17 protein-coding genes and 1 tRNA gene are annotated in these 17717 nt (G+C 65.1%); 10 read left to right on the top strand and 8 right to left on the bottom strand.

What is annotated here, in order from left to right:
• Positions 1-131: 131 nt before the first annotated feature.
• Positions 132-1169 (top strand): TAXI family TRAP transporter solute-binding subunit, encoded by a 1038-nt coding sequence (locus ACK5L9_RS23930; RefSeq protein ID WP_416913960.1) that lies wholly within the window; start codon positions 132-134, stop codon positions 1167-1169.
• Here ACK5L9_RS23930 and ACK5L9_RS23925 read toward each other — a convergent pair whose 3' ends face one another.
• From ACK5L9_RS23925 to ACK5L9_RS23905, 5 genes are all read right to left on the bottom strand, one after another.
• Positions 1170-3086 (bottom strand): AAA family ATPase, encoded by a 1917-nt coding sequence (locus ACK5L9_RS23925; protein WP_416913959.1) that lies wholly within the window; start codon positions 3084-3086, stop codon positions 1170-1172. It abuts the gene before it with no gap.
• 143 nt (positions 3087-3229) lie between these two features.
• Positions 3230-4138 (bottom strand): DMT family transporter, encoded by a 909-nt coding sequence (locus ACK5L9_RS23920; protein WP_416913958.1) that lies wholly within the window; start codon positions 4136-4138, stop codon positions 3230-3232.
• A 42-nt stretch (positions 4139-4180) separates the two neighbouring features.
• Complete coding sequence (locus ACK5L9_RS23915; RefSeq protein ID WP_416913957.1) at positions 4181-4774, bottom strand: LysE/ArgO family amino acid transporter; 594 nt, start codon at positions 4772-4774, stop codon at positions 4181-4183.
• Between the two features lie 59 nt (positions 4775-4833).
• Positions 4834-4917 (bottom strand) — tRNA-Leu (locus tag ACK5L9_RS23910).
• A 186-nt stretch (positions 4918-5103) separates the two neighbouring features.
• Positions 5104-6030, bottom strand: coding sequence for a class I fructose-bisphosphate aldolase (locus ACK5L9_RS23905; RefSeq protein WP_416913956.1), 927 nt, complete (start codon positions 6028-6030; stop codon positions 5104-5106).
• 210 nt (positions 6031-6240) lie between these two features.
• On the opposite strand from ACK5L9_RS23905, the gene ACK5L9_RS23900 reads away from it, so the two are divergent.
• Positions 6241-6720 (top strand): hypothetical protein, encoded by a 480-nt coding sequence (locus ACK5L9_RS23900; RefSeq protein ID WP_416913955.1) that lies wholly within the window; start codon positions 6241-6243, stop codon positions 6718-6720.
• Positions 6721-6778: 58 nt separating this feature from the next.
• Here ACK5L9_RS23900 and ACK5L9_RS23895 read toward each other — a convergent pair whose 3' ends face one another.
• Positions 6779-7981, bottom strand: a complete 1203-nt coding sequence (locus ACK5L9_RS23895; protein WP_416913954.1) for a phosphoglycerate kinase — start codon at positions 7979-7981, stop codon at positions 6779-6781.
• Between the two features lie 160 nt (positions 7982-8141).
• Here ACK5L9_RS23895 and ACK5L9_RS23890 point away from each other — a divergent pair, with 160 nt between their 5' ends.
• The 7 genes from ACK5L9_RS23890 to glmM all read left to right on the top strand — a co-directional run bounded on the left by ACK5L9_RS23890 (position 8142) and on the right by glmM (position 16055).
• Positions 8142-8648 carry a peptidylprolyl isomerase gene (locus ACK5L9_RS23890; protein ID WP_416913953.1) on the top strand — a complete coding sequence of 169 codons (507 nt, stop codon included), beginning with the start codon at positions 8142-8144 and terminating at the stop codon, positions 8646-8648.
• On the top strand, positions 8641-9237 hold the full coding sequence (locus ACK5L9_RS23885) for a peptidylprolyl isomerase (RefSeq protein WP_416913952.1): 597 nt from the start codon (positions 8641-8643) through the stop codon (positions 9235-9237). Before ACK5L9_RS23890 ends, ACK5L9_RS23885 begins: the two co-directional genes overlap by 8 nt.
• Before the next feature lie 114 nt (positions 9238-9351).
• Positions 9352-11928: a putative PEP-binding protein gene (locus tag ACK5L9_RS23880; RefSeq protein ID WP_416913951.1), complete on the top strand. Its 2577-nt coding sequence runs from the start codon at positions 9352-9354 to the stop codon at positions 11926-11928.
• Between the two features lie 241 nt (positions 11929-12169).
• Entirely contained in the window at positions 12170-12865 is a 696-nt protein-coding gene (locus tag ACK5L9_RS23875) for a cell wall hydrolase (RefSeq protein WP_416913950.1), read from the top strand.
• Positions 12866-12931: 66 nt separating this feature from the next.
• On the top strand, positions 12932-13726 hold the full coding sequence (locus ACK5L9_RS23870) for a dihydroneopterin aldolase (protein ID WP_416913949.1): 795 nt from the start codon (positions 12932-12934) through the stop codon (positions 13724-13726).
• A 5-nt stretch (positions 13727-13731) separates the two neighbouring features.
• Positions 13732-14715, top strand: a complete 984-nt coding sequence (gene folP / locus ACK5L9_RS23865) for a dihydropteroate synthase (protein WP_416913948.1) — start codon at positions 13732-13734, stop codon at positions 14713-14715.
• On the top strand, positions 14712-16055 hold the full coding sequence (gene glmM, locus ACK5L9_RS23860; protein ID WP_416913947.1) for a phosphoglucosamine mutase: 1344 nt from the start codon (positions 14712-14714) through the stop codon (positions 16053-16055). Before folP ends, glmM begins: the two co-directional genes overlap by 4 nt.
• 499 nt (positions 16056-16554) lie before the next feature.
• Here glmM and ACK5L9_RS23855 read toward each other — a convergent pair whose 3' ends face one another.
• Complete coding sequence (locus tag ACK5L9_RS23855) at positions 16555-16950, bottom strand: transposase (protein ID WP_416913946.1); 396 nt, start codon at positions 16948-16950, stop codon at positions 16555-16557.
• 80 nt (positions 16951-17030) lie between these two features.
• Between ACK5L9_RS23855 and ACK5L9_RS23850 the strand changes: the two genes are divergently transcribed.
• Positions 17031-17312 carry a hypothetical protein gene (locus ACK5L9_RS23850; protein WP_416913945.1) on the top strand — a complete coding sequence of 94 codons (282 nt, stop codon included), beginning with the start codon at positions 17031-17033 and terminating at the stop codon, positions 17310-17312.
• A 211-nt stretch (positions 17313-17523) separates the two neighbouring features.
• Here ACK5L9_RS23850 and ACK5L9_RS23845 read toward each other — a convergent pair.
• On the bottom strand, positions 17524-17717 hold a 194-nt coding region (locus ACK5L9_RS23845; protein ID WP_416913944.1), incomplete at its 5' end, for a CinA family protein.

Here is a 17717-nt window from a genome sequence, read left to right as displayed (position 1 = left end):
GGGGCACCTGCGTGCGCGACGCCCTGGGCGCGGTGCAACAGCCGATCAACCGGCAGGCGCTTCTGTCGCTGCTGGCGCGGCTGGACGGGTGCTGACGTGGCACGGACAACAACGAGGGAAAGGAGAGTGTCATGGGATTGACGAACTTCCTGCGCAGGGTGGCGCTGATCGCGGGGCTGGCGGCGGGATGGGCGTTGCCCGGTCAGGCCCAGGAGCCGCATATCAACATCATGACCGGATCGGCCAGCGGCACCTATATCCAGTTCGGCCGCGACCTGCAGAACCTGATGTCAGGCTGCGGACAGGTGATGGGCGTCGTCGAGACAGCCGGCTCGCTGGAAAATTTCCTCGGCGTCCGACAGCGGCGCTTTACCCAGTTCGGCATCGTCCAGAATGACGTTCTGGAATACATGCAGACCTTTGCCAGCCAGGATCCGGTGATCGCGCGAACCATCCAGGGCGTCCGCATCGCCTTTCCGCTTTACGACGAGGAGGTGCATATCCTCGCCCGGAGCGACATCGCCGACTTCCGTGGCATCGACGGCAAGCGCGTGGCCATCGGCGTCCAGGACAGCGGGACGTTCCTCACCGCCTCGCTGATGCTGTCGCTGGCCGGGCTGGAGCCTTCAGAGCGGCTGATGATCGGGCCGACCGAGGCGCTGGACCAGTTGAAGGCCGGCAATATCGACGCCTTCTTCTATGTCGCGGGTGCGCCGGCGGCGCTGTACAGCCAGGGCGATATCGACCCCGCGAAGTTCCACCTGCTGCCCATCACAGACGAGACGCTGCGCAGTGTCTACACGCCCAAGGCGCTGCCCGCGAACACCTATGCGTTCCAGACCCAGCCGGTCGATCTGGTGTCCGTCAAGGCGGTGCTGATGACCTATGAATACAACCCCGGCAGCAATGCCTATCACCGCGAGGCGTGCAACGCCGTGGCGGATCTGTCGTCGCTGATCCTGACCAATCTGGACAGCCTTCGGGAAAGTGGCCATCCGAAATGGAAGGATGTCGATCTGGATGCGATTCCGCCGGGCTGGGATATCGGTGCCTGCGTGAACCGGGGAATCGCCCCGGACTATGTGGCCAACTGCACCCCGTCGGGCACGCCCGAAAGCGACGCCAATGCCGCCTATCGCCGCAGCATCTGCGCGGTCATGGGCTGCTGATCAGGGATTTCCGGGCGCGGCCGAGACCCACCCGGTCGCGCCCCCGTCCCCGCCCTCGCCGTCCAGCGTGATCAGTCGCCAGCGGCTGACCGGACCTTCCAGCAGCACCGCCGAGCGCGCGGTCTCGGTCCGGCGCGGCGTGTCGTCGCCGGACGCGACATATTCGACGGCAAAGCCCGCCGGGCTTTCGCCGTCGGCCGGGCGCCAGTGCAACTCTACCGAACCGTCGGGCAGGACCGCCTGCAAGACCGGCACCGGCGCCGACAGGTCCGCCGGAGCCGTCGCCTGATCGGCCAGCACATGCAGCCGCTGCCGGGCGCCCCACAATTCCCCTGCCGCGTCGTACCAGCCGCGCGCAAGATTCGGATCTGCCGGAACCCCGTCGCCCGTCTCGTAGAACTGGCCAAGGAAATAGGCAGCGCGGCGATTGCCGTACAACGCCGCGCGCTGATACAGCAGCATCGCCGCATCGGTATCGCTCCGCCCCAGTTGCAGCGCCTCGTTCAGCAGCATTTCGGCCGAACCGGGCCGGGCCAGCGCCTCGACCTTCATGCCATCCGGAACGGGCAAGACGGCCGGCGCCGATGGCGACTCGGACGGCGGGGCTTCGACCGGCGAGGCCACGGACGGGGGAGCATCGACGGGGGGCGCTTCGACCGGCGCAACTGCCGCCGCCAGCGCCTCGGGACCGCCTCCTCCTTCCGCAGGAGTCGGGACTGCCGGAGGCGCGGCCTCGGGCGTCGTGACTGCGGTTTCCACGCCCTGCCGACGGGATTGCTGCCACCCCCAGCCCGTCGCCAGCACCAGCGCCGCCGGCAACAGCACCGTCGCCGCCACGCGCCCGAATCCCGACCCCGGCCGGCGCGGAGGATCCCCGCCAGGCGGGGAAAGCCGCGCAGTCGCGATCCCGGGGCTACCCGAAACCTCGCCCCAGGCAAGACGGGCCGGATGAACGGGCAGGCCGGCTGCGGCGGCGGCGATGTCGACCGCCTCGACGGCATCCTCGCCGGTCGCGGTGTCGGAATCGTCCGCGTCGTTCGGCTCCGTGTCGGGGCCGGCATCCGGCTCGGCATCCGCGGGGTCCGGCTGCGGACCGGCGGGCGGCAACTCGTCCAGCCCGTGCCCCGCCATGGCCCGCGCACATCTGTCCACGAACAGCGTGCCGATATTGCGGATCCCCGCAGCTTCGGCCTGTCCCATGCAGTACTGCATCAGCAGGTTCAGCCGTGCGGGCACCCCGCCCGACCAGTGATGCAGGTTGTTCATGCTGCCGGCGGCAAAGGGCGACAGCCCCGAATGGCAGGGGCATTTCGCCGTCGCGAAGCGATGGGCGACATAGCCGCCCGTCTCGCCCTCCTGCAACGGCGGCAATTCGACCCGCATCCCGATGGCCGCGCCGAACGGATCCTGCTGCGACTGTCCGGGGAAATCCGGTCCGGCCGCCAGTACCACGGACAGGCCGGGCGCGCCCTCCGGGCCGCACAGCTCTGCCAGACGTTCCTGCGCGGGACCGGGCAGAAGATGCGCATCGTCGACGATCAGCACCGCGCCCTGCCCGCCGGCGTCGAGGCGGTTCAGGAAATCGCCCAGCCGCGTGCCGGCGGAACCCTGACCCGTCGCCTCCAGGCCGAAGGCATGGCAGAGATCCGGCAGGGGATCGTCAGCATCGACCTCGCGCCCCTCGATCCGGCCGATACGAAACCCGTCGCGCAGATCCGCCTCCAGCGCGTGCAGCAGCAGCGTCTTGCCCGTGCCATGCCCGCCGGTCAGCAACAGCGCCCCCTGCCCCGACCCGAGGCCGGATTCCAGCGCCATCAGCGCCTGCCGATGCCCGCCGGCCGGATACATCCATGCCGGGTCGTGGACCATCCGCAGCGCGGGGCAGCGATGCTCGGTTTGAACCCTGTTACTCGTCATCCGTCCGGCCTTGCCGGTCCTGCGGCCACATCGCATGACCGGGCAAATTGAACCTTACACCCGCAAAAGGATAGCTGCTTGCGGGAACCGGTCAAGAAAGGATCGGGCCGCGCTGCCGAAAGCCGCGCGCGGACCGGCGGCGGCTAGGCCTTGGTGGCGTTGACCGGCGGGGTCCTGGTCGCGGCGCGGTTCTGCGCCTCGCGCCAGGTGATATAGCTGATCGCGCCGATCATCGTTCCGCCACCCAGGATCACCCAGCCGTCCAGCGGTTCGTGAAAGACGAACACCCCCAGCAGGCTGGCCCAGACCAGTTGCAGGAACGTCACCGGCTGCGTCACTGTCAGCGGCGCGGCGGCGAAGGCACGGGTCATCGTGTAATGCCCCAGCGTCGCAAACGCGGCGACCAGCCCCAGCCAGAAAAGCTGGCCCGGCGTCGGCGGCACCCAGACCGCAAGGGCCAGCGGCGCCAGCCCGACCGCGACGGTCAGCGACAGCATCGCCACCACGGTGGCGGCCGGCACGCGTTCGGACAGGCGCTTGGCCACCAGATAGGACGTGCCGAAGGCGACCGAGGCCGCGACCTGCGACAGATGCCCCGGATCCAGAGGCCGGATGCCCGGGCGCAGCACGATCAGCGCCCCCAGCAGCGCCACGCAGACCGCCACAATGCGCCGCGCGGCCAGTCTTTCGCGCAGGAAGATCGCGGCGCCGATGGTAACGACGATCGGATTGAGAAAGCCGATGGCGGTGACCTCGGCCACAGTGATCCGCGACATCGCATAGAACCACGACACGACCGCGATCACATGCAGCACACCGCGCGTCGCGAACAGCCTCCAGACCGGTGCCGGGAACCCGCGCCGCAGCGCCGGCACCAGTACCGGCACCAGACAGGCCAGGCCGAACAGGAACCGGATGAAGGCGGCCTGCGGGGCGGGCAAGGCGCCGTCCAGCCCGCGCACGATTCCGTTCACCGCCACGAAGCAGAACCCCGTGGCCAGCATCCAGGCAATGCCGATCACGTCGCGGCGCGTTTCGGAATCAAGTTGCATGATCTGCAAATGCCGGGTTTCCGCGCCCGCCGCAAGCCCCCTTCAACCCAGGGCCAGCCGCACCGCGATGGACCACATGACCACGCCGACGCCGGCCTCCAGCCATTGCCACGCGCGCGGGCGCGCGAACACCGGCGCCAGCAGCCGCGCCCCGTATCCAAGCGCGAAGAAGAACAGGAACGAACCGCTGATCGCTCCCGCCGCAAAGGCCGGACGGTCCGGCCACTGTGCCGAAACCGCCCCCAGCAGAACCACCGTGTCCAGCCAGACATGCGGGTTGAGCCACGTCAGCGCGGCGATGGTCGCCAGCGTCGCGGACAAGCCGGTCGCGCGCCCCTCGGGCCGCAGCGCCTCGCCGCCCCGCAGCGCGGCACGAAACGAACGCAGCCCGTACCACAGCAGGAACGCGACCCCGCCCCAGCGCATCGCCGACATCAGCCAGGGGAACCGCGCGCCCGCCGCAGACATGCCGCCCACGCCAAGCGCGATCAACACCGCGTCCGAGGTCGCGCAGAACAGGCAGACGGCCAGCACATGCCGCCGTATCAGCCCCTGTTTCAGCACAAAGGCATTCTGCGCCCCGATCGCCATGATCAGCGACAGGCCGGTCCCAAGCCCCGCCAGATAGGATGTCATCCACATCTCCCACGCCGCCGGCAGACACTCGCCGTCGGATACGCACGACAATACGGTTCTGGTGGGGCTGGAGGGATTCGAACCCTCACACCTCGCGGTACTGCATCCTAAGTGCAGCGTGTCTGCCGTTCCACCACAGCCCCGACACCGCTGTCTAGCCAGCCCGCGAAATCAGGTCAACGCGGAACACCGCACCGCCGACCGGACCCGGGTGACGGATTGCGTCCGCCGCCATGCAAGAGGGGGCGCATTCGCCCCCCTTCCCCGCGCCTTCGGACGCGCCAGATCGTGTCGCGCCGCCGCCGGGCGGCGCGACCGCAGGATCGGGCTCAGGCGCCCTTGTAGATGTCGATCAGCTTCTGCAGCATCTCCAGCGCATCCTCGCGCGAGCGCTGGAAGCTGTTGCGCCCGATGATCGAGCCGTTGCCGCCGCCGTCGCGGATGGCGCGAGCGTCGTCATAGACCGCATCGGCACCCTTGGCCGCACCGCCCGAGAACACCACGATGCGCCGGCCGGCAAAGGCCGCCTGCATGCAATGTTCGACCCGCCTGGCCTGGGTGGCGATGTCGATCTTCTTGTCCTCATAGACCTTTTTGGCCTCGGGCAGCATCAGGTGGTCGGTGCTGAGCTTGATCTTGATGATATGTGCACCAATCAGTGCCGCGATCTGGGCGGCATAGGCGGCGATGTCGATGGCGGTCTCGCCGTCCTTGGTGATCGCCTCGCCGCGCGGATAGGACCAGATCACGGTCGCGACACCCTTGGCTGCGGCTTCCTTGCGCATCTCGACGATCTCTTCGACCATGTCCAGCGCCATGTCGCTGCCCGGATAGATCGTAAAGCCGATGGCCGCGCAACCCAGCCGCAGCGCGTCATCGACCGAGGCCGTGACCGCCTGGTTCTTGCCTGCGGTGTCCGACATCAGGCTGTTGGCGCTGTTCACTTTCAGGATCGTCGGGATCTGTCCCGCAAATGTATCGGCCCCGGCCTCGATCATGCCCAAAGGCGCTGCAAAGGCGTTCAGCCCGGCATCGATGGCAAGCTGATAATGGTAATGCGGGTCATAGCCCGCCGGGTTCGGCGCGAAGGACCGGGCGGGCCCGTGTTCAAAGCCCTGATCGACCGGAAGGATGATCATCTTGCCGGTGCCTGCCAGCTTGCCGGTCATCAGCATCCGGGCCAGTTGCGCTTTGACGCCCGGCGTCTCGCCCTCGTAATTGGCCAGAATGCGGCGCACCGTGTCGGTCATGGTCATTCGAAATCTCCTGTCGTGGATCGGGTGGTGCATAACATGCCGACCGCCGCTGACAATGTTGTTCACGCTAACGGCTTGCAGCAAATGCGCAGCTTTTCGCTGGCCCGCGATGGATGGCGCGACGGGATTAATAAACTCTTAACTAGAGTTTTCTGGTCCACATAGTTCAAAACCTTGAAACTGAAGGCACGAATCACACGGAGACGTGCCATGTACATGGACAACACAATTACCAGTTATTACTTACCGTTGTACGGTGTAACCATGCCCGCGACCGCGACCGAGCTGGGGGCCAATACGCGCAGTGTTTTCGTGCGGCCGATCACGGCCATCGGCGACATGGTGGTGCAGGCCGACGCGCAGCGGATCGATATCGATCCGGCTCTGCTGGACTATGATCGCTTCAACGAATGGCTGGCCAGCTATCACGCCTATCGCAACGCTGCGACCGCTGGCGGGGGATCGGGGGCAACCGGTGCCGCAGGTGGCGGGGGCACCGATGCGGTGAGCGGAGGCCCCGAAACCACACATACGACATCGCCGCCGGACGAGGTCGAGACCGCCTCTGGCAACAGCGCAGCCACGGACGAGGACGATCAGGGCGACAATGGATCGGGCAATCAGCAGGTTGCGTCGGGTGGCAGCACTTGGGGCTCTGGCAACGGCTGGTTCTGGTGGATATTCAAATAGGTTGGCCAGATCCGCACAGGCAAGCGGCAATCGCCTGCCTGTGTCGGCTGTGGCGGGGTCAGGACGCGGCGGCGTGCAGCGCGGCGACGCCGGGCAGGGTCTTACCCTCCATCCATTCCAGAAACGCGCCGCCCGCTGTCGAGATGAAGGTGAAATCGCCCGCGGCGCCAGCCTTGTTCAGTGCCGCAACCGTGTCGCCGCCTCCGGCGACCGACACCAGTTCGCCCGCGCGGGTCGCCTCGGCGGCGGCCTGCGCTGCGGCATTGGTCGCGCGGTCAAAGGGTTCGATCTCGAATGCGCCAAGCGGGCCGTTCCAGATCACCGTCCGACAGACGGCAAGGGTCTTGCGCAGGTTTTCGACGGTTTCGGGGCCTGCATCCAGGATCATCGCGTCCGCCGGGCACTGATCGACCGGCAGAAGCTCGCTGGCGGCACCGGCCTTGAATTCGCGTGCAACGACGATATCGACCGGCAGATGGATCGCACAGCCTTTCTTTGACGCCTGCTCCAGAACCTCGCGCGCGGTGTCGGCCATGTCATGCTCGGCCAGCGATTTGCCGACCTCGACGCCCTTGGCAACCAGAAAAGTGTTGGCCATGCCGCCGCCGATCACCAGATGATCAACCTTTCCGACCCGACTGGCCAGCAGTTCCAGCTTGGTCGAGACCTGGGCCCCGCCCACCACCGCAGCAACCGGTCGCTGCGGCGAGCCAAGCGCCGCATCCAGCGCCTTGAGTTCCGCCTCCATCAGCCGTCCGGCCCCGGCGGGCAGCATGCGGGCCAGCCCCTCGGTCGAGGCATGGGCACGATGGGCCGCCGAGAACGCGTCATTGATATAGGCCCCGCCAAGCGCGGCCAGCGAAGCGACAAAGGTATTGTCGTTCTTTTCCTCGCCCTCGTGAAAGCGGGTGTTTTCCAGCAAGGCGATATTACCGCGTTCCAGTGCTGCAACGACACGCTTGGCCGCGCCACCGATGCAATCCTCGGAAAAGACCACTTCCTGCCCAAGCGCCTTTTGCAGCGCGGGCAGAACGACCTTCAGGCTCATGCTGTCCACGCGCTGGCCCTTGGGCCGCCCGAAATGCGCCAGCAGGACGGGAATGCCGCCGCGCGCCTGAATGTCCTTGACCGTCGGCACGATCTTGTCGATGCGGGTCGTGTCCGTGACCTGCCCGTTTTCGACCGGCACGTTCAGGTCCACGCGGGTCAAGACGATTTTGCCGTCAAGATCCATATTGTCGATGGTGTTGAAAGCGGCCATGGCTGGTCCTTATGTCAGGCTGTCTGCATCTTCAGGCTTGTCCCGTAAGTTCCGCGTGGCGTCAACCATCCCGCTGTGCTAACGTCGCCGTGATGGGTTAGCGCGTTGCCCTTGCCCGGCGAAGAGCCTAGAGCTAATGCAGCTTCACAAGGAGGGCAGGATGGCCGAAATCAAGGACCCCGAAAACACAATCATCATTACGCTGAAGGACGGCCCCGTGGTGATCGAGCTGCTGGCCGATGTCGCACCCAAACATGCCGCGCGTATGAAGGAACTGGCCCGCGCGGGGAAATACGACAATGTGGCCTTTCATCGGGTAATTGACGGTTTCATGGCCCAAACCGGCGATGTCGAACATGCGAATATGGAAAAGGACTATAATCCGCGCCGCGCCGGCACCGGCGGATCGGACCTGCCGGATCTGACGGCGGAATTGTCCAAGCTGCCCCATGATCGCGGCACCCTGGGCGCGGCCCGGTCGCAAAGCCCGAACAGTGCCAACAGCCAGTTTTTTATCAATTTCAAGGACAACCATTTCCTGAACGGTCAGTATACGGTCTATGGCCGCGTCGTTGACGGGATGCAGCATATCGATAAAATTCAACGCGGCGAACCGCCCGCGAACCCTGACCGCATGATTTCCGTAAAGGTGGCCGCTGATGCGTAAGCTTGCCCTGATCCCCGCAGCCCTTTCCCTGACCGCCTTGGCCGCACTGGCCGAGGGGTTGCCCGGCGTCACCGACGGCCCCGGCCCGAACATGGTGATCGAAGTCGCAGGCGCGGATGGCGCGCCGAAAGGCACGATCACGCTTGACCTTTACGTTGACAAGGCCCCCGGCCATGTCGCGCGCCTGGTCGAACTGGCGAAATCTGGGGCCTATGATGACGTGGTGTTCCATCGCGTCATCGACGGCTTTATGGCCCAGACCGGAGATGTCAAGTATGGCAAGCACGGCGGCGATACGTCGCAGGCCGGGATGGGCGGCTCGGACCTGGCTGATCTTGCGGCCGAATTTAGCGACGTGTCGTTTCAGGCGGGAACCGTAGGCATGGCCCGCGCGCAGGATCCGAACAGCGCAAACAGCCAGTTCTTCATCGATCTTGCCCCCGCGCCCCGTCTTGACGGTCAGTATACGGTGGTGGGCCAGCTCGTCGATGGCTGGGACGTGCTGAACGCCATCACGAAGGGCGATGCAAATGCCAATGGCGCGGTCGCGCAGCCCGATTACATGGCGAAAGTGACCATCGCCGAATAAGCCGCCGGGCGTGGTGTGTCGAAAAGGGGGCACACGCGCCCTTTTCGCAGTTGCAGCATTCATTTCGCACTTGCAGCATGCGGGGCGTCAGCCGTATCCTCCGCGCCTATGGATATGCAGAACATCAGCCCCGTCACCGAAATCGCCCCATCTTCCGGAATCGAGAGGGCGCGGCACGGCTGGCGCGCAAAATGTCTGCAGCGGCTGATTCGTCTGGACCTGCCGGTTCCAGCCAGTTTTGCGCTGTCCTTTGACGCGGTTCAGGCCATCGCAGCGGGTCAGCAGGTCGATCTGGACGGCATCGGCGATCTGTTCTTGCAGGGGCACGGGCTGGTCAGCGTCCGGCCTTCGCCCCTGATGCCGGAATGGGGCGGGCCAGGCACGGTGTTGAATGTCGGCATCAACGACCAGACCCATGAACGGCTGGCCGGGCAAATCGGGCGGGAAAACGCCGACGCGATCTATCTGTCCTTTGTTCAAAGCTATGCGATCAGCATCGCACGGCTGGATCCCGACATGTTCGCTCAGGAAGGCGAGGGCGCGCTGGCCGATGCGCTGCGCTGCTATCGCGACGAGATGGACGAACATTTCCCGCAGAATCCTCAGACACAGCTTGCCGAGGTGCTGCGCTCGATGGCACGGGCATGGGACGGCCCGACAGCGCGGCTGCTGCGTCAGGCCAAGGGGGCCCCTGCGGATGCGCCTCTGGGGCTGATCGCGCAGCAGATGGCGCTGGCGATGGGTCACGGGCGCAGCGGCTCGGGGACGATCCAGTTCATCGACACGGTGACCGGCCAGCCACAGGTGACGGGCCGGTTCAGGGGCCAGTGTCACGGCAAGGCCATCGGGACCGGGGCCAAGACGCTGTATTTGACCCGCGACCCGCGCGGTCTGTCTCTGGAAGAGGTTGCGCCCGACGCCTTTGCCGACCTGGTCCGCTTTGGTGCCTCGGCGCGTCAGCGTCTGCGCGAGGAAATGCAGCTTGAATTTGTGCTCAGCGACGACCGCCTGTCGCTGATCGACGCGGCGCGCGTGCAGCGCAGTTCGCGCGCCAGCGTGCGCATCGCCGTGGCGCTTGCCCGCGACGGCATCATTCCGCCGCAAGAGGCGGTGATGCGTGTCGAACCGCGCGCCCTGACCGATCTTCTGCATCATCAGGTCGATCCGCGCGCGCCCCGCGATGTGATCGCGCGCGGCATCAATGCCAGCCCCGGCGCGGCGACCGGCAGGATCGTCTTTACCGCCGCCGCCGCACAGGCATCCGCCGCGCGGGGCGAGGCCTGCGTGCTGGTCCGCCGCGAAACCGTGCCCGAGGATATTCGCGGCATGCACGCCTCGGTCGCGGTATTGACGGAACGCGGCGGCACCACCAGTCACGCGGCGGTAATTGCTCGTGGATTGGGATTGCCCTGCATCGTCGGGGCCTCGGGGATCAGCATCGACCCGCGCAACCGCAGCCTGATCGCCGGCAAGCGCAGCTTTCGCGAGGGCGAGGAAATCACCATCGACGGCACGCGCGGCGAGGTTCTGGCCGGTGCCGCCGAGATGCTGGAACCCGCGCTGGATGACAGTTTCGATCAGCTTCTGGATTGGGCCGACGATCTGCGCCAGTTGCGGGTGCGCGCCAATGCCGACACCCCCGAAGACGCGCGGACGGCGCGCCGGTTCCGGGCACAGGGCATCGGGCTGTGCCGGACCGAACACATGTTCTTCGACGCCGACCGCCTGCCCGCCATGCGCGAGATGATCTTTGCCAACCGCCCCGAGGACCGCAAGCTGTCGCTTGAGCGGATCCTGCCGATGCAGCGCAACGATTTCATCGCCCTGTTCGAGATCATGGCGGGCCTGCCGGTGACAATCCGCCTGTTCGATCCGCCTCTGCACGAATTTCTGCCGCATGACCGCGAAGGTCTGCGCGAGCTGGCTGAATCGCTGGACCTGCCGCTGTCGGACATTACCCGCCGGGTCGAGGCCCTGTCAGAATTTAACCCGATGCTGGGAATGCGCGGCGTTCGTCTGGGCATAACCGTGCCCGAGATCTATGACATGCAGGCCCGTGCCATCTTCGAGGCGACCATCGAGGCCAGCCGCAAGGGCGCGCCGGTCGTGCCCGAGATCATGATCCCGCTGGTCAGCGCCATGCGCGAGGTCGAGCTGGTCAAGACCCGCATCGACGCCGTCGCCGCCGCCGTCCGCAACGAAAGCCATGCCGATTTCGCCTTTCGTCTGGGCGTCATGGTCGAAACCCCCCGCGCCGCTCTGCGCGCCGGAGACATTGCGGCGCATTCGGCGTTTTTGTCCTTTGGAACCAACGATCTGACCCAGATGACCTACGGCCTTTCACGCGACGATGCGGGGCGGTTCATGGGTGCCTATGTCGGTCAGGGCGTCTATGCCGAGGATCCGTTTCACATTCTGGATCAGGATGGCGTCGGCGAATTGCTGTTGATCGGTGCCGAACGCGCCCGCCGCCAAAGCCCCGGCATCACCATCTCGGTCTGCGGCGAACATGGCGGCAATCCGGAATCGATCGCCTTTTGCCACAACGCTGGCTTTACCTATATCTCATGCTCGCCTTTCCGGGTGCCCGTGGCGCGGCTGGCGGCAGCGCAGGCAGCCATCCGGTCATCCAGTAATCATACCGATTCGTTTAGTTCTGGCCTTGATTCGGGTCTGGAGGCCCCTGAATAGGCCCGGACCGGCCCTTTTTTGCCACCCCTCCTTGCTGATTTCCGCCATTCACCGTCTGACCAGTTGGCAAAATTTTGCCTGTTTCGGCCCGTTACCCCCCTCATGACCATTTGGCCGATATGAGTTGTGGAAACGTCAAGGGCCAAACAGCTAAAAGGCCACAGATCAGAGTTGCAGGTCAGCTGCTCGCGACCGCACTCGTTAATACCCTGTCAACGGGTTAAGTTTATAGGACTGCCTCATGCCCACGCTGCCATTCCGGCTTTCGCAGGCACTTGCCTGCGCCGCCGTCGCATTGACACTTTTATCCAACAGCGCCTCCGCCGAGGGGAATGGATCGCTGTTTTCAACGCAAACCGGGTTCATCCTGGGGAATGTCGGCGCATCCAAGGCGCGCGCACAGCAGGATGCTGAAATCCGGGCGCAACAGGCGCGCGTTCAGCAGCAGGCCCGTGCTCGGCAAGCCCGCACACGGACGGCAGCGCCCGAAAAGATGTTCCTGGTGAACAGCAAGGATACCGCGACCCGCACCAGAAACAGCGATTTCAGCAATAACGACCTCAACTGTCTGGCCGAGGCGCTGTATTTCGAGGCACGCGGCGAAGGACGCAAGGGACAGGCCGCCGTTGCCGAAGTCATCCTGAACCGGGTGGATAGCGGTCGCTTCCCATCAACCGTCTGCGGTGTGGTGAACCAGCCCAGTCAGTTCAGCTATACCATTGGCGGAAAAAAGAAAATCCGCAATCAGGCGGTCTATGACAATGTCCGTCAGGTGGCCAAGGTCGCCCTGGCGGGTGCGCCGCGCGACCTGACTGGTGGCGCGACCTATTTCCACACCCCTGCGGTCAGCCCGAAATGGTCGCACCGTTTCCAGCGCACCGTGCGGATCGGTCAGCACATCTTTTACCGTCGGGGACAGCGGGTTGCCTCGAACTGAGGCCGCCCGAAGCGATAACCTCATTCTGTGACTTGCCTGACGGGTGTTTTTGCGCTGAATGGCGCCATGGAACAACCTGACCGCATCCACCTTCGTGATCACATCATAGCCGCCGATATCGGTGCCTTTCTGTCCGAACGGGGCCAGATGCAGCGCCTGAGGTTCAATCTCAGTGTGGATTTGCGCGACATTGCCGCAAGTCAGGACGATCAGGTCGATACCGTCCTGTCCTATGATGTGCTGGTTCATGCGATCCGGCACGCGCTGGCCGACCGCCGGTATAACCTTGTCGAGACACTGGCCGAACGGATCGCCGCCGAGGTGCTGGCCCATCCCCGCGCCGCCCGGATCGAGGTCAGCGTGGAAAAGCTGGATCGTGGTCCCGGCGCACTTGGGATCACCATCAGCCGCAATGCCCCCCGCATCGCGCTGGACTCTGCGGACCGGCCCGTTCGGGTGCTGTTGTGGCGCGCGCCGGCGGACATTCCACAGGGTGCCGTGATCATCGTCCCCGACGCGCCCGGCCTGCCCTTGCCCCAGGGCGGCGACCGCCGCCGCATCGCTCTGCTGGCGCTGGATCAGGCGGCTTGGGCGCTGGCCGGGCAACTGGATCTGGATGTCGCCGCGACCCGGACCGAAATCGACGCCGCGATTCATGCAGGGCAGCAGGTTGTCTGGGCACCTGCGGGTTTTGCCGCCGATCAGGCAATGCCTGCCGATCCGGTCGCTCTTGGCCTGTGGCTGGCGGGCCGACTGGCGGCGACGGGCCTTGAGATCGCCCTGCCCCGAAACGAGGCTCTGCCGGACGCTCCGCCCGGCAGCGGCCTGCCGATCACCCGCGCCGCAATGGCAGAGGACTGACGGCCATGCCCTATTACCGTCCGATCCCTGCGGCGTATGGCCGCTGGCGGCTGGCGGGCGGCTGGATCCGCTTTTCGCAGGTCGAATTGCTGGAACGAGGCCGCGCGCCCCGGATCGGCGACGATCCCCCGGCAGAGATTCTAGAGGCGCTGACCGCGCCCCGGCCCGCGCTGATGGGCCTGCCACTGGACCGGCCCCGGATCATGGGCATCGTCAACGCCACACCGGACAGCTTTTCCGATGGCGGCGATTACGATCCGGCGGCGCAGGCCGAAACCTTGCTGGCTGCGGGGGCCGATATTCTGGATGTTGGCGGTGAATCCACCCGCCCCGGTGCCGCCGAGGTGCCGGTCGCGCAGGAAATCGCCCGGATCATGCCGACCATTTCTGCGTTGTCGGCACGAATCGCGGTCTCGGTGGACACGCGCAAGGCCAGTGTGGCGCAAGTGGCGCTGGACGGCGGCGCGCGGATGGTCAATGACGTCTCGGGCGGTGATTTTGATCCCGGCCTGACCGCGCTAGCCGCCCGTACCGGCGTTCCGGTCTGCCTGATGCATGCGCAGGGCCTGCCGGCCACCATGCAGGACGATCCGCACTATGGCGATGTTTTGCTTGATATTTACGACGCGCTGGAGGCCCGGATCACGCGCGCCGTGGCTGCGGGCGTCAGCCGGTCACAAATCGTGATCGATCCGGGCATCGGCTTTGGCAAGACTGTGGCGCATAATCTGTCGATCTTGCGGCGGATCTCGGTGTATCATGGACTGGGCTGTCCAATTCTTCTGGGCGTGTCGCGCAAAAGCTTTGTCGGCACGCTTGCCGGGGCCGCGCGCGCCAGCGACAGGATGCCCGGAACGCTGGCGCTGACGCTGGCTGCGGTCGCACAGGGGGTGCAAATCCACCGCGTGCATGACGTAACCGGGATCGTGCAAGGACTGCGGCTATGGCAGGCCGTCAATGACAATACGTGTGACGAGGCAGAAAAATGAGCAGAAAACTCTTTGGAACTGATGGCGTTCGCGGGCAGGCCAATACCCACCCGATGACCGCCGGGATGGCCCTGCTTCTGGGGGCTGCAGCGGGCCGCTATTTCCGGCGCGACGGGCGCAACGGCCACCGGGTCGTGATTGGCAAGGATACGCGTCTGTCGGGATATATGCTGGAAAACGCGCTGACCGCCGGGCTGACCTCGACCGGGATGAACGTGTTGCTGCTGGGGCCGGTGCCGACGCCAGCGGTGGGGTTCCTGACCCGTTCGATGCGTGCCGATGTGGGCATCATGATCTCGGCCAGTCACAACCCTGCGGCCGATAACGGCATCAAGTTCTTTGGCCCCGACGGCTTCAAGCTGTCGGATGAAGCCGAGGCCGAAATCGAAAGCATCCTCGCGGACAGCATCGAACCCGCGCAACCCGATAATATCGGCCGCGCCAGGCGCATCGACGACGGGCGCGGGCGCTATGTCGAATATGCCAAGACGACCTTTCCCGCCGGGCAGCGGCTGGACGGGCTGAAGGTAGTGATCGACTGCGCAAACGGTGCCGCCTATCGCGCCGCGCCCGAGGTGCTGTGGGAACTGGGTGCCGATGTCATCCCTCTGGGCGTTGAACCCAACGGCCTGAACATCAATGACGGCGTCGGCTCGACTCACCCCGAGGCCTGCGCGCGGGCCGTGCTGCACCATGGTGCCGATCTGGGGATCACGCTGGACGGCGATGCCGACCGGGTGCTGATCATCGACGAAAAGGGTCGGCTGGCCGATGGCGATCAGATCATGGCGCTGTTGGCGGGTCGTTGGGCCTCGCAGGGGAGGTTGCGGGGCGATGCGCTGGTGGCAACGGTAATGTCCAATCTGGGGCTGGAACAATTCCTGCTTGGGCGCGGCCTCCGTCTTGAACGGACCCGCGTGGGCGACCGTTATGTGGTCGAACGGATGCGCGCCGCCGGATTCAATCTGGGGGGCGAGCAGTCGGGCCATATCGTGATGACCGATTATGCGACAACCGGCGACGGGCTGATCGCGGGCCTGCAATTTCTGGCCGCAATGGCCGAAAGCGCCGAGTCGGCAAGCAAACTGGTGACACAGTTCCATCCGGTGCCCCAGCTTCTGAAGAATGTCCGCTATGCCGCCGGCATCGACCCGCTTTCCGCCAGCGAGGTCAAGGCTGTCATCGCCGAGGCCGAGGCGCGGCTTGCCGGTTCAGGCCGGGTGCTGATCCGCAAATCGGGAACCGAACCGCTGATCCGCGTCATGGCCGAAGCCGAGGATGAAACCACGCTGCACGAAGTCGTGGACGGCATCGTCGCAGCCGTCGAACGGGCAGCATGAGCATGGGACCGGTCTTGCGAACTGGTCCGTACATATAGCTGACGAAAGAAGACCTGATCATCAAATATGCGCAGCATTGGCGTAAAATCAAAAGTTAAGGCCTGAAGGCACTTCACAAGGAAGACAGGGCGTTCGTCATGCCCAACCCGCGGGATGCAGGTTCGGCGCGTCTTGGAACCAGTCCGGGTTTCCACGCGCCCGCAACCACGAGTCATCGTGGTCTTGGGGCTTGGAGCATGTCGCACTCAATGTGCCTCATAGCCTGCGGCCTTGAAATAGTTGTATAGCTGACGGAAGCCAATTTGATCATCAAATTGGCGCAGCATCAGCGTAAAATCAAATGGTTATAGCCTGACAACATAATCAAAGGAAAGTCGTCAGGCTATAGCACTCCTCGTCCGAGAAGAGGTTGCAGACATGGCCGATGGCGGACCAGAGTTGGTCATGGATTCGCGCGGCGGCCTTGCGGATCAGTGCCTTGAGCTTCGAAAATGCCGTTCTATGGGGTTGATGTCGGGGCTGTAGGGGGGGGCAGGAACCATGCGCCAACCGCGCGCAGGGCTGCCGCCGCAGCCGGGGCCTTGTGGCTCGACAGATCGTCGAGAATGACCACCTCGCCTTCGCGCAGCGTCGGCACCAATTGCGTTTCAGCATAGAGGCCGAATATCCCGGCGTTCATTGCCCCGTCGATAACCCATGGCGCATCCAGCCGGTCGTGACGCAGCGTGCCGACGAAGGTCTGTGTCCGCCAGTGGCCGAAGGGCGCGGGATTGACCGGGCGCTGCCCAGCCGGTGGTCTTGGCCGATGTTTCGCCGATAAAGACCAGTCGTTCCAGATGGTTGACCATGAAAGGCTGGCGTTTCGTGATCCGGATGCGACGCTGGCCAGCGACATCCTTGCGCTTCTGCTCAAGCGCCTGGAGGTCTTTTGTGCGTCAAACCAAGACCGCACATCACCCGCCAGACGGTACTGCGATGGACGGAAATGCCATGAGTTTTGGCCAGTTCAACCATCAATTCGCCGATCGTGATCCCGCCCCAGGCGGCAACGTGCGTCTCGATCCAACCGTCACGCTGGCCGAGCCCCCTTCATCCAGCGCCGCCACCAGGCGCTGCCGCAAATCAGCCGAATACGGTTTTCCCATCCATGCTGACCTCCATCACGGCAGTCCGCATGCAGCAGAAATCAGGCATCGTGGGAAGCCGAAGATTCAATTTGGTCGGGCAGGACTCTATAGCCTGACGACTTTCTTTTGATTATGCTGTCAGGCTATATAGATCGGTCCGGTCATCCCACCCGGCGAAAAATCGTTCGATATGACAGTACGCCTTACCCGTGCCACCCACAGACTGGCCGCGCGCAATGCGCGCGCCTGGCCGGGCGGCAGCGCGCGGGGCGGGCTTAGCCCGAACCGCACCCCCCTTTCTGCCAAAACGGTCGGGAGGGCCTGGCACTGGGCATATCCGGTCAGCCTGCAAGTCTGGCCAACAGCTGGCGCAGCGCGTGCTCGACGGTTGCGGCGCTGTGCTGCGCGCGTCCGATGGCCCCGAACTCTGCTGTTTCGGTTCGCTCGGCGGATTCCGTTGCCACGCCGAAACAGACCAGCCCGTCGGGCTTGGGGCCGTACCCGCCCGTTCCGGCGATGCCTGTGACCGCCACGG

It is taken from the genome of Paracoccus sp. (in: a-proteobacteria), from assembly GCF_047973135.1.
Taxonomy (GTDB): Bacteria; Pseudomonadota; Alphaproteobacteria; order Rhodobacterales; family Rhodobacteraceae; genus Paracoccus.
This window is presented reverse-complemented; position numbering and strand designations above follow the sequence as displayed.

Excerpts from the sequence above, each read along its gene's own strand:
- ACK5L9_RS23930 (WP_416913960.1), top strand. The coding sequence starts at position 132 with ATGGGATTGACGAACTTCCTGCGCAGGGTGGCGCTGATCGCGGGGCTG.
- ACK5L9_RS23925 (WP_416913959.1), bottom strand. The coding sequence starts at position 3,086 with ATGACGAGTAACAGGGTTCAAACCGAGCATCGCTGCCCCGCGCTGCGG.
- ACK5L9_RS23920 (WP_416913958.1), bottom strand. The coding sequence starts at position 4,138 with ATGCAACTTGATTCCGAAACGCGCCGCGACGTGATCGGCATTGCCTGG.
- ACK5L9_RS23915 (WP_416913957.1), bottom strand. The coding sequence starts at position 4,774 with ATGACATCCTATCTGGCGGGGCTTGGGACCGGCCTGTCGCTGATCATG.
- ACK5L9_RS23905 (WP_416913956.1), bottom strand. The coding sequence starts at position 6,030 with ATGACCATGACCGACACGGTGCGCCGCATTCTGGCCAATTACGAGGGC.
- ACK5L9_RS23900 (WP_416913955.1), top strand. The coding sequence starts at position 6,241 with ATGTACATGGACAACACAATTACCAGTTATTACTTACCGTTGTACGGT.
- ACK5L9_RS23895 (WP_416913954.1), bottom strand. The coding sequence starts at position 7,981 with ATGGCCGCTTTCAACACCATCGACAATATGGATCTTGACGGCAAAATC.
- ACK5L9_RS23890 (WP_416913953.1), top strand. The coding sequence starts at position 8,142 with ATGGCCGAAATCAAGGACCCCGAAAACACAATCATCATTACGCTGAAG.
- ACK5L9_RS23885 (WP_416913952.1), top strand. The coding sequence starts at position 8,641 with ATGCGTAAGCTTGCCCTGATCCCCGCAGCCCTTTCCCTGACCGCCTTG.
- ACK5L9_RS23880 (WP_416913951.1), top strand. The coding sequence starts at position 9,352 with ATGCAGAACATCAGCCCCGTCACCGAAATCGCCCCATCTTCCGGAATC.
- ACK5L9_RS23875 (WP_416913950.1), top strand. The coding sequence starts at position 12,170 with ATGCCCACGCTGCCATTCCGGCTTTCGCAGGCACTTGCCTGCGCCGCC.
- ACK5L9_RS23870 (WP_416913949.1), top strand. The coding sequence starts at position 12,932 with ATGGAACAACCTGACCGCATCCACCTTCGTGATCACATCATAGCCGCC.
- folP (WP_416913948.1), top strand. The coding sequence starts at position 13,732 with ATGCCCTATTACCGTCCGATCCCTGCGGCGTATGGCCGCTGGCGGCTG.
- glmM (WP_416913947.1), top strand. The coding sequence starts at position 14,712 with ATGAGCAGAAAACTCTTTGGAACTGATGGCGTTCGCGGGCAGGCCAAT.
- ACK5L9_RS23855 (WP_416913946.1), bottom strand. The coding sequence starts at position 16,950 with ATGTCGCTGGCCAGCGTCGCATCCGGATCACGAAACGCCAGCCTTTCA.
- ACK5L9_RS23850 (WP_416913945.1), top strand. The coding sequence starts at position 17,031 with ATGGACGGAAATGCCATGAGTTTTGGCCAGTTCAACCATCAATTCGCC.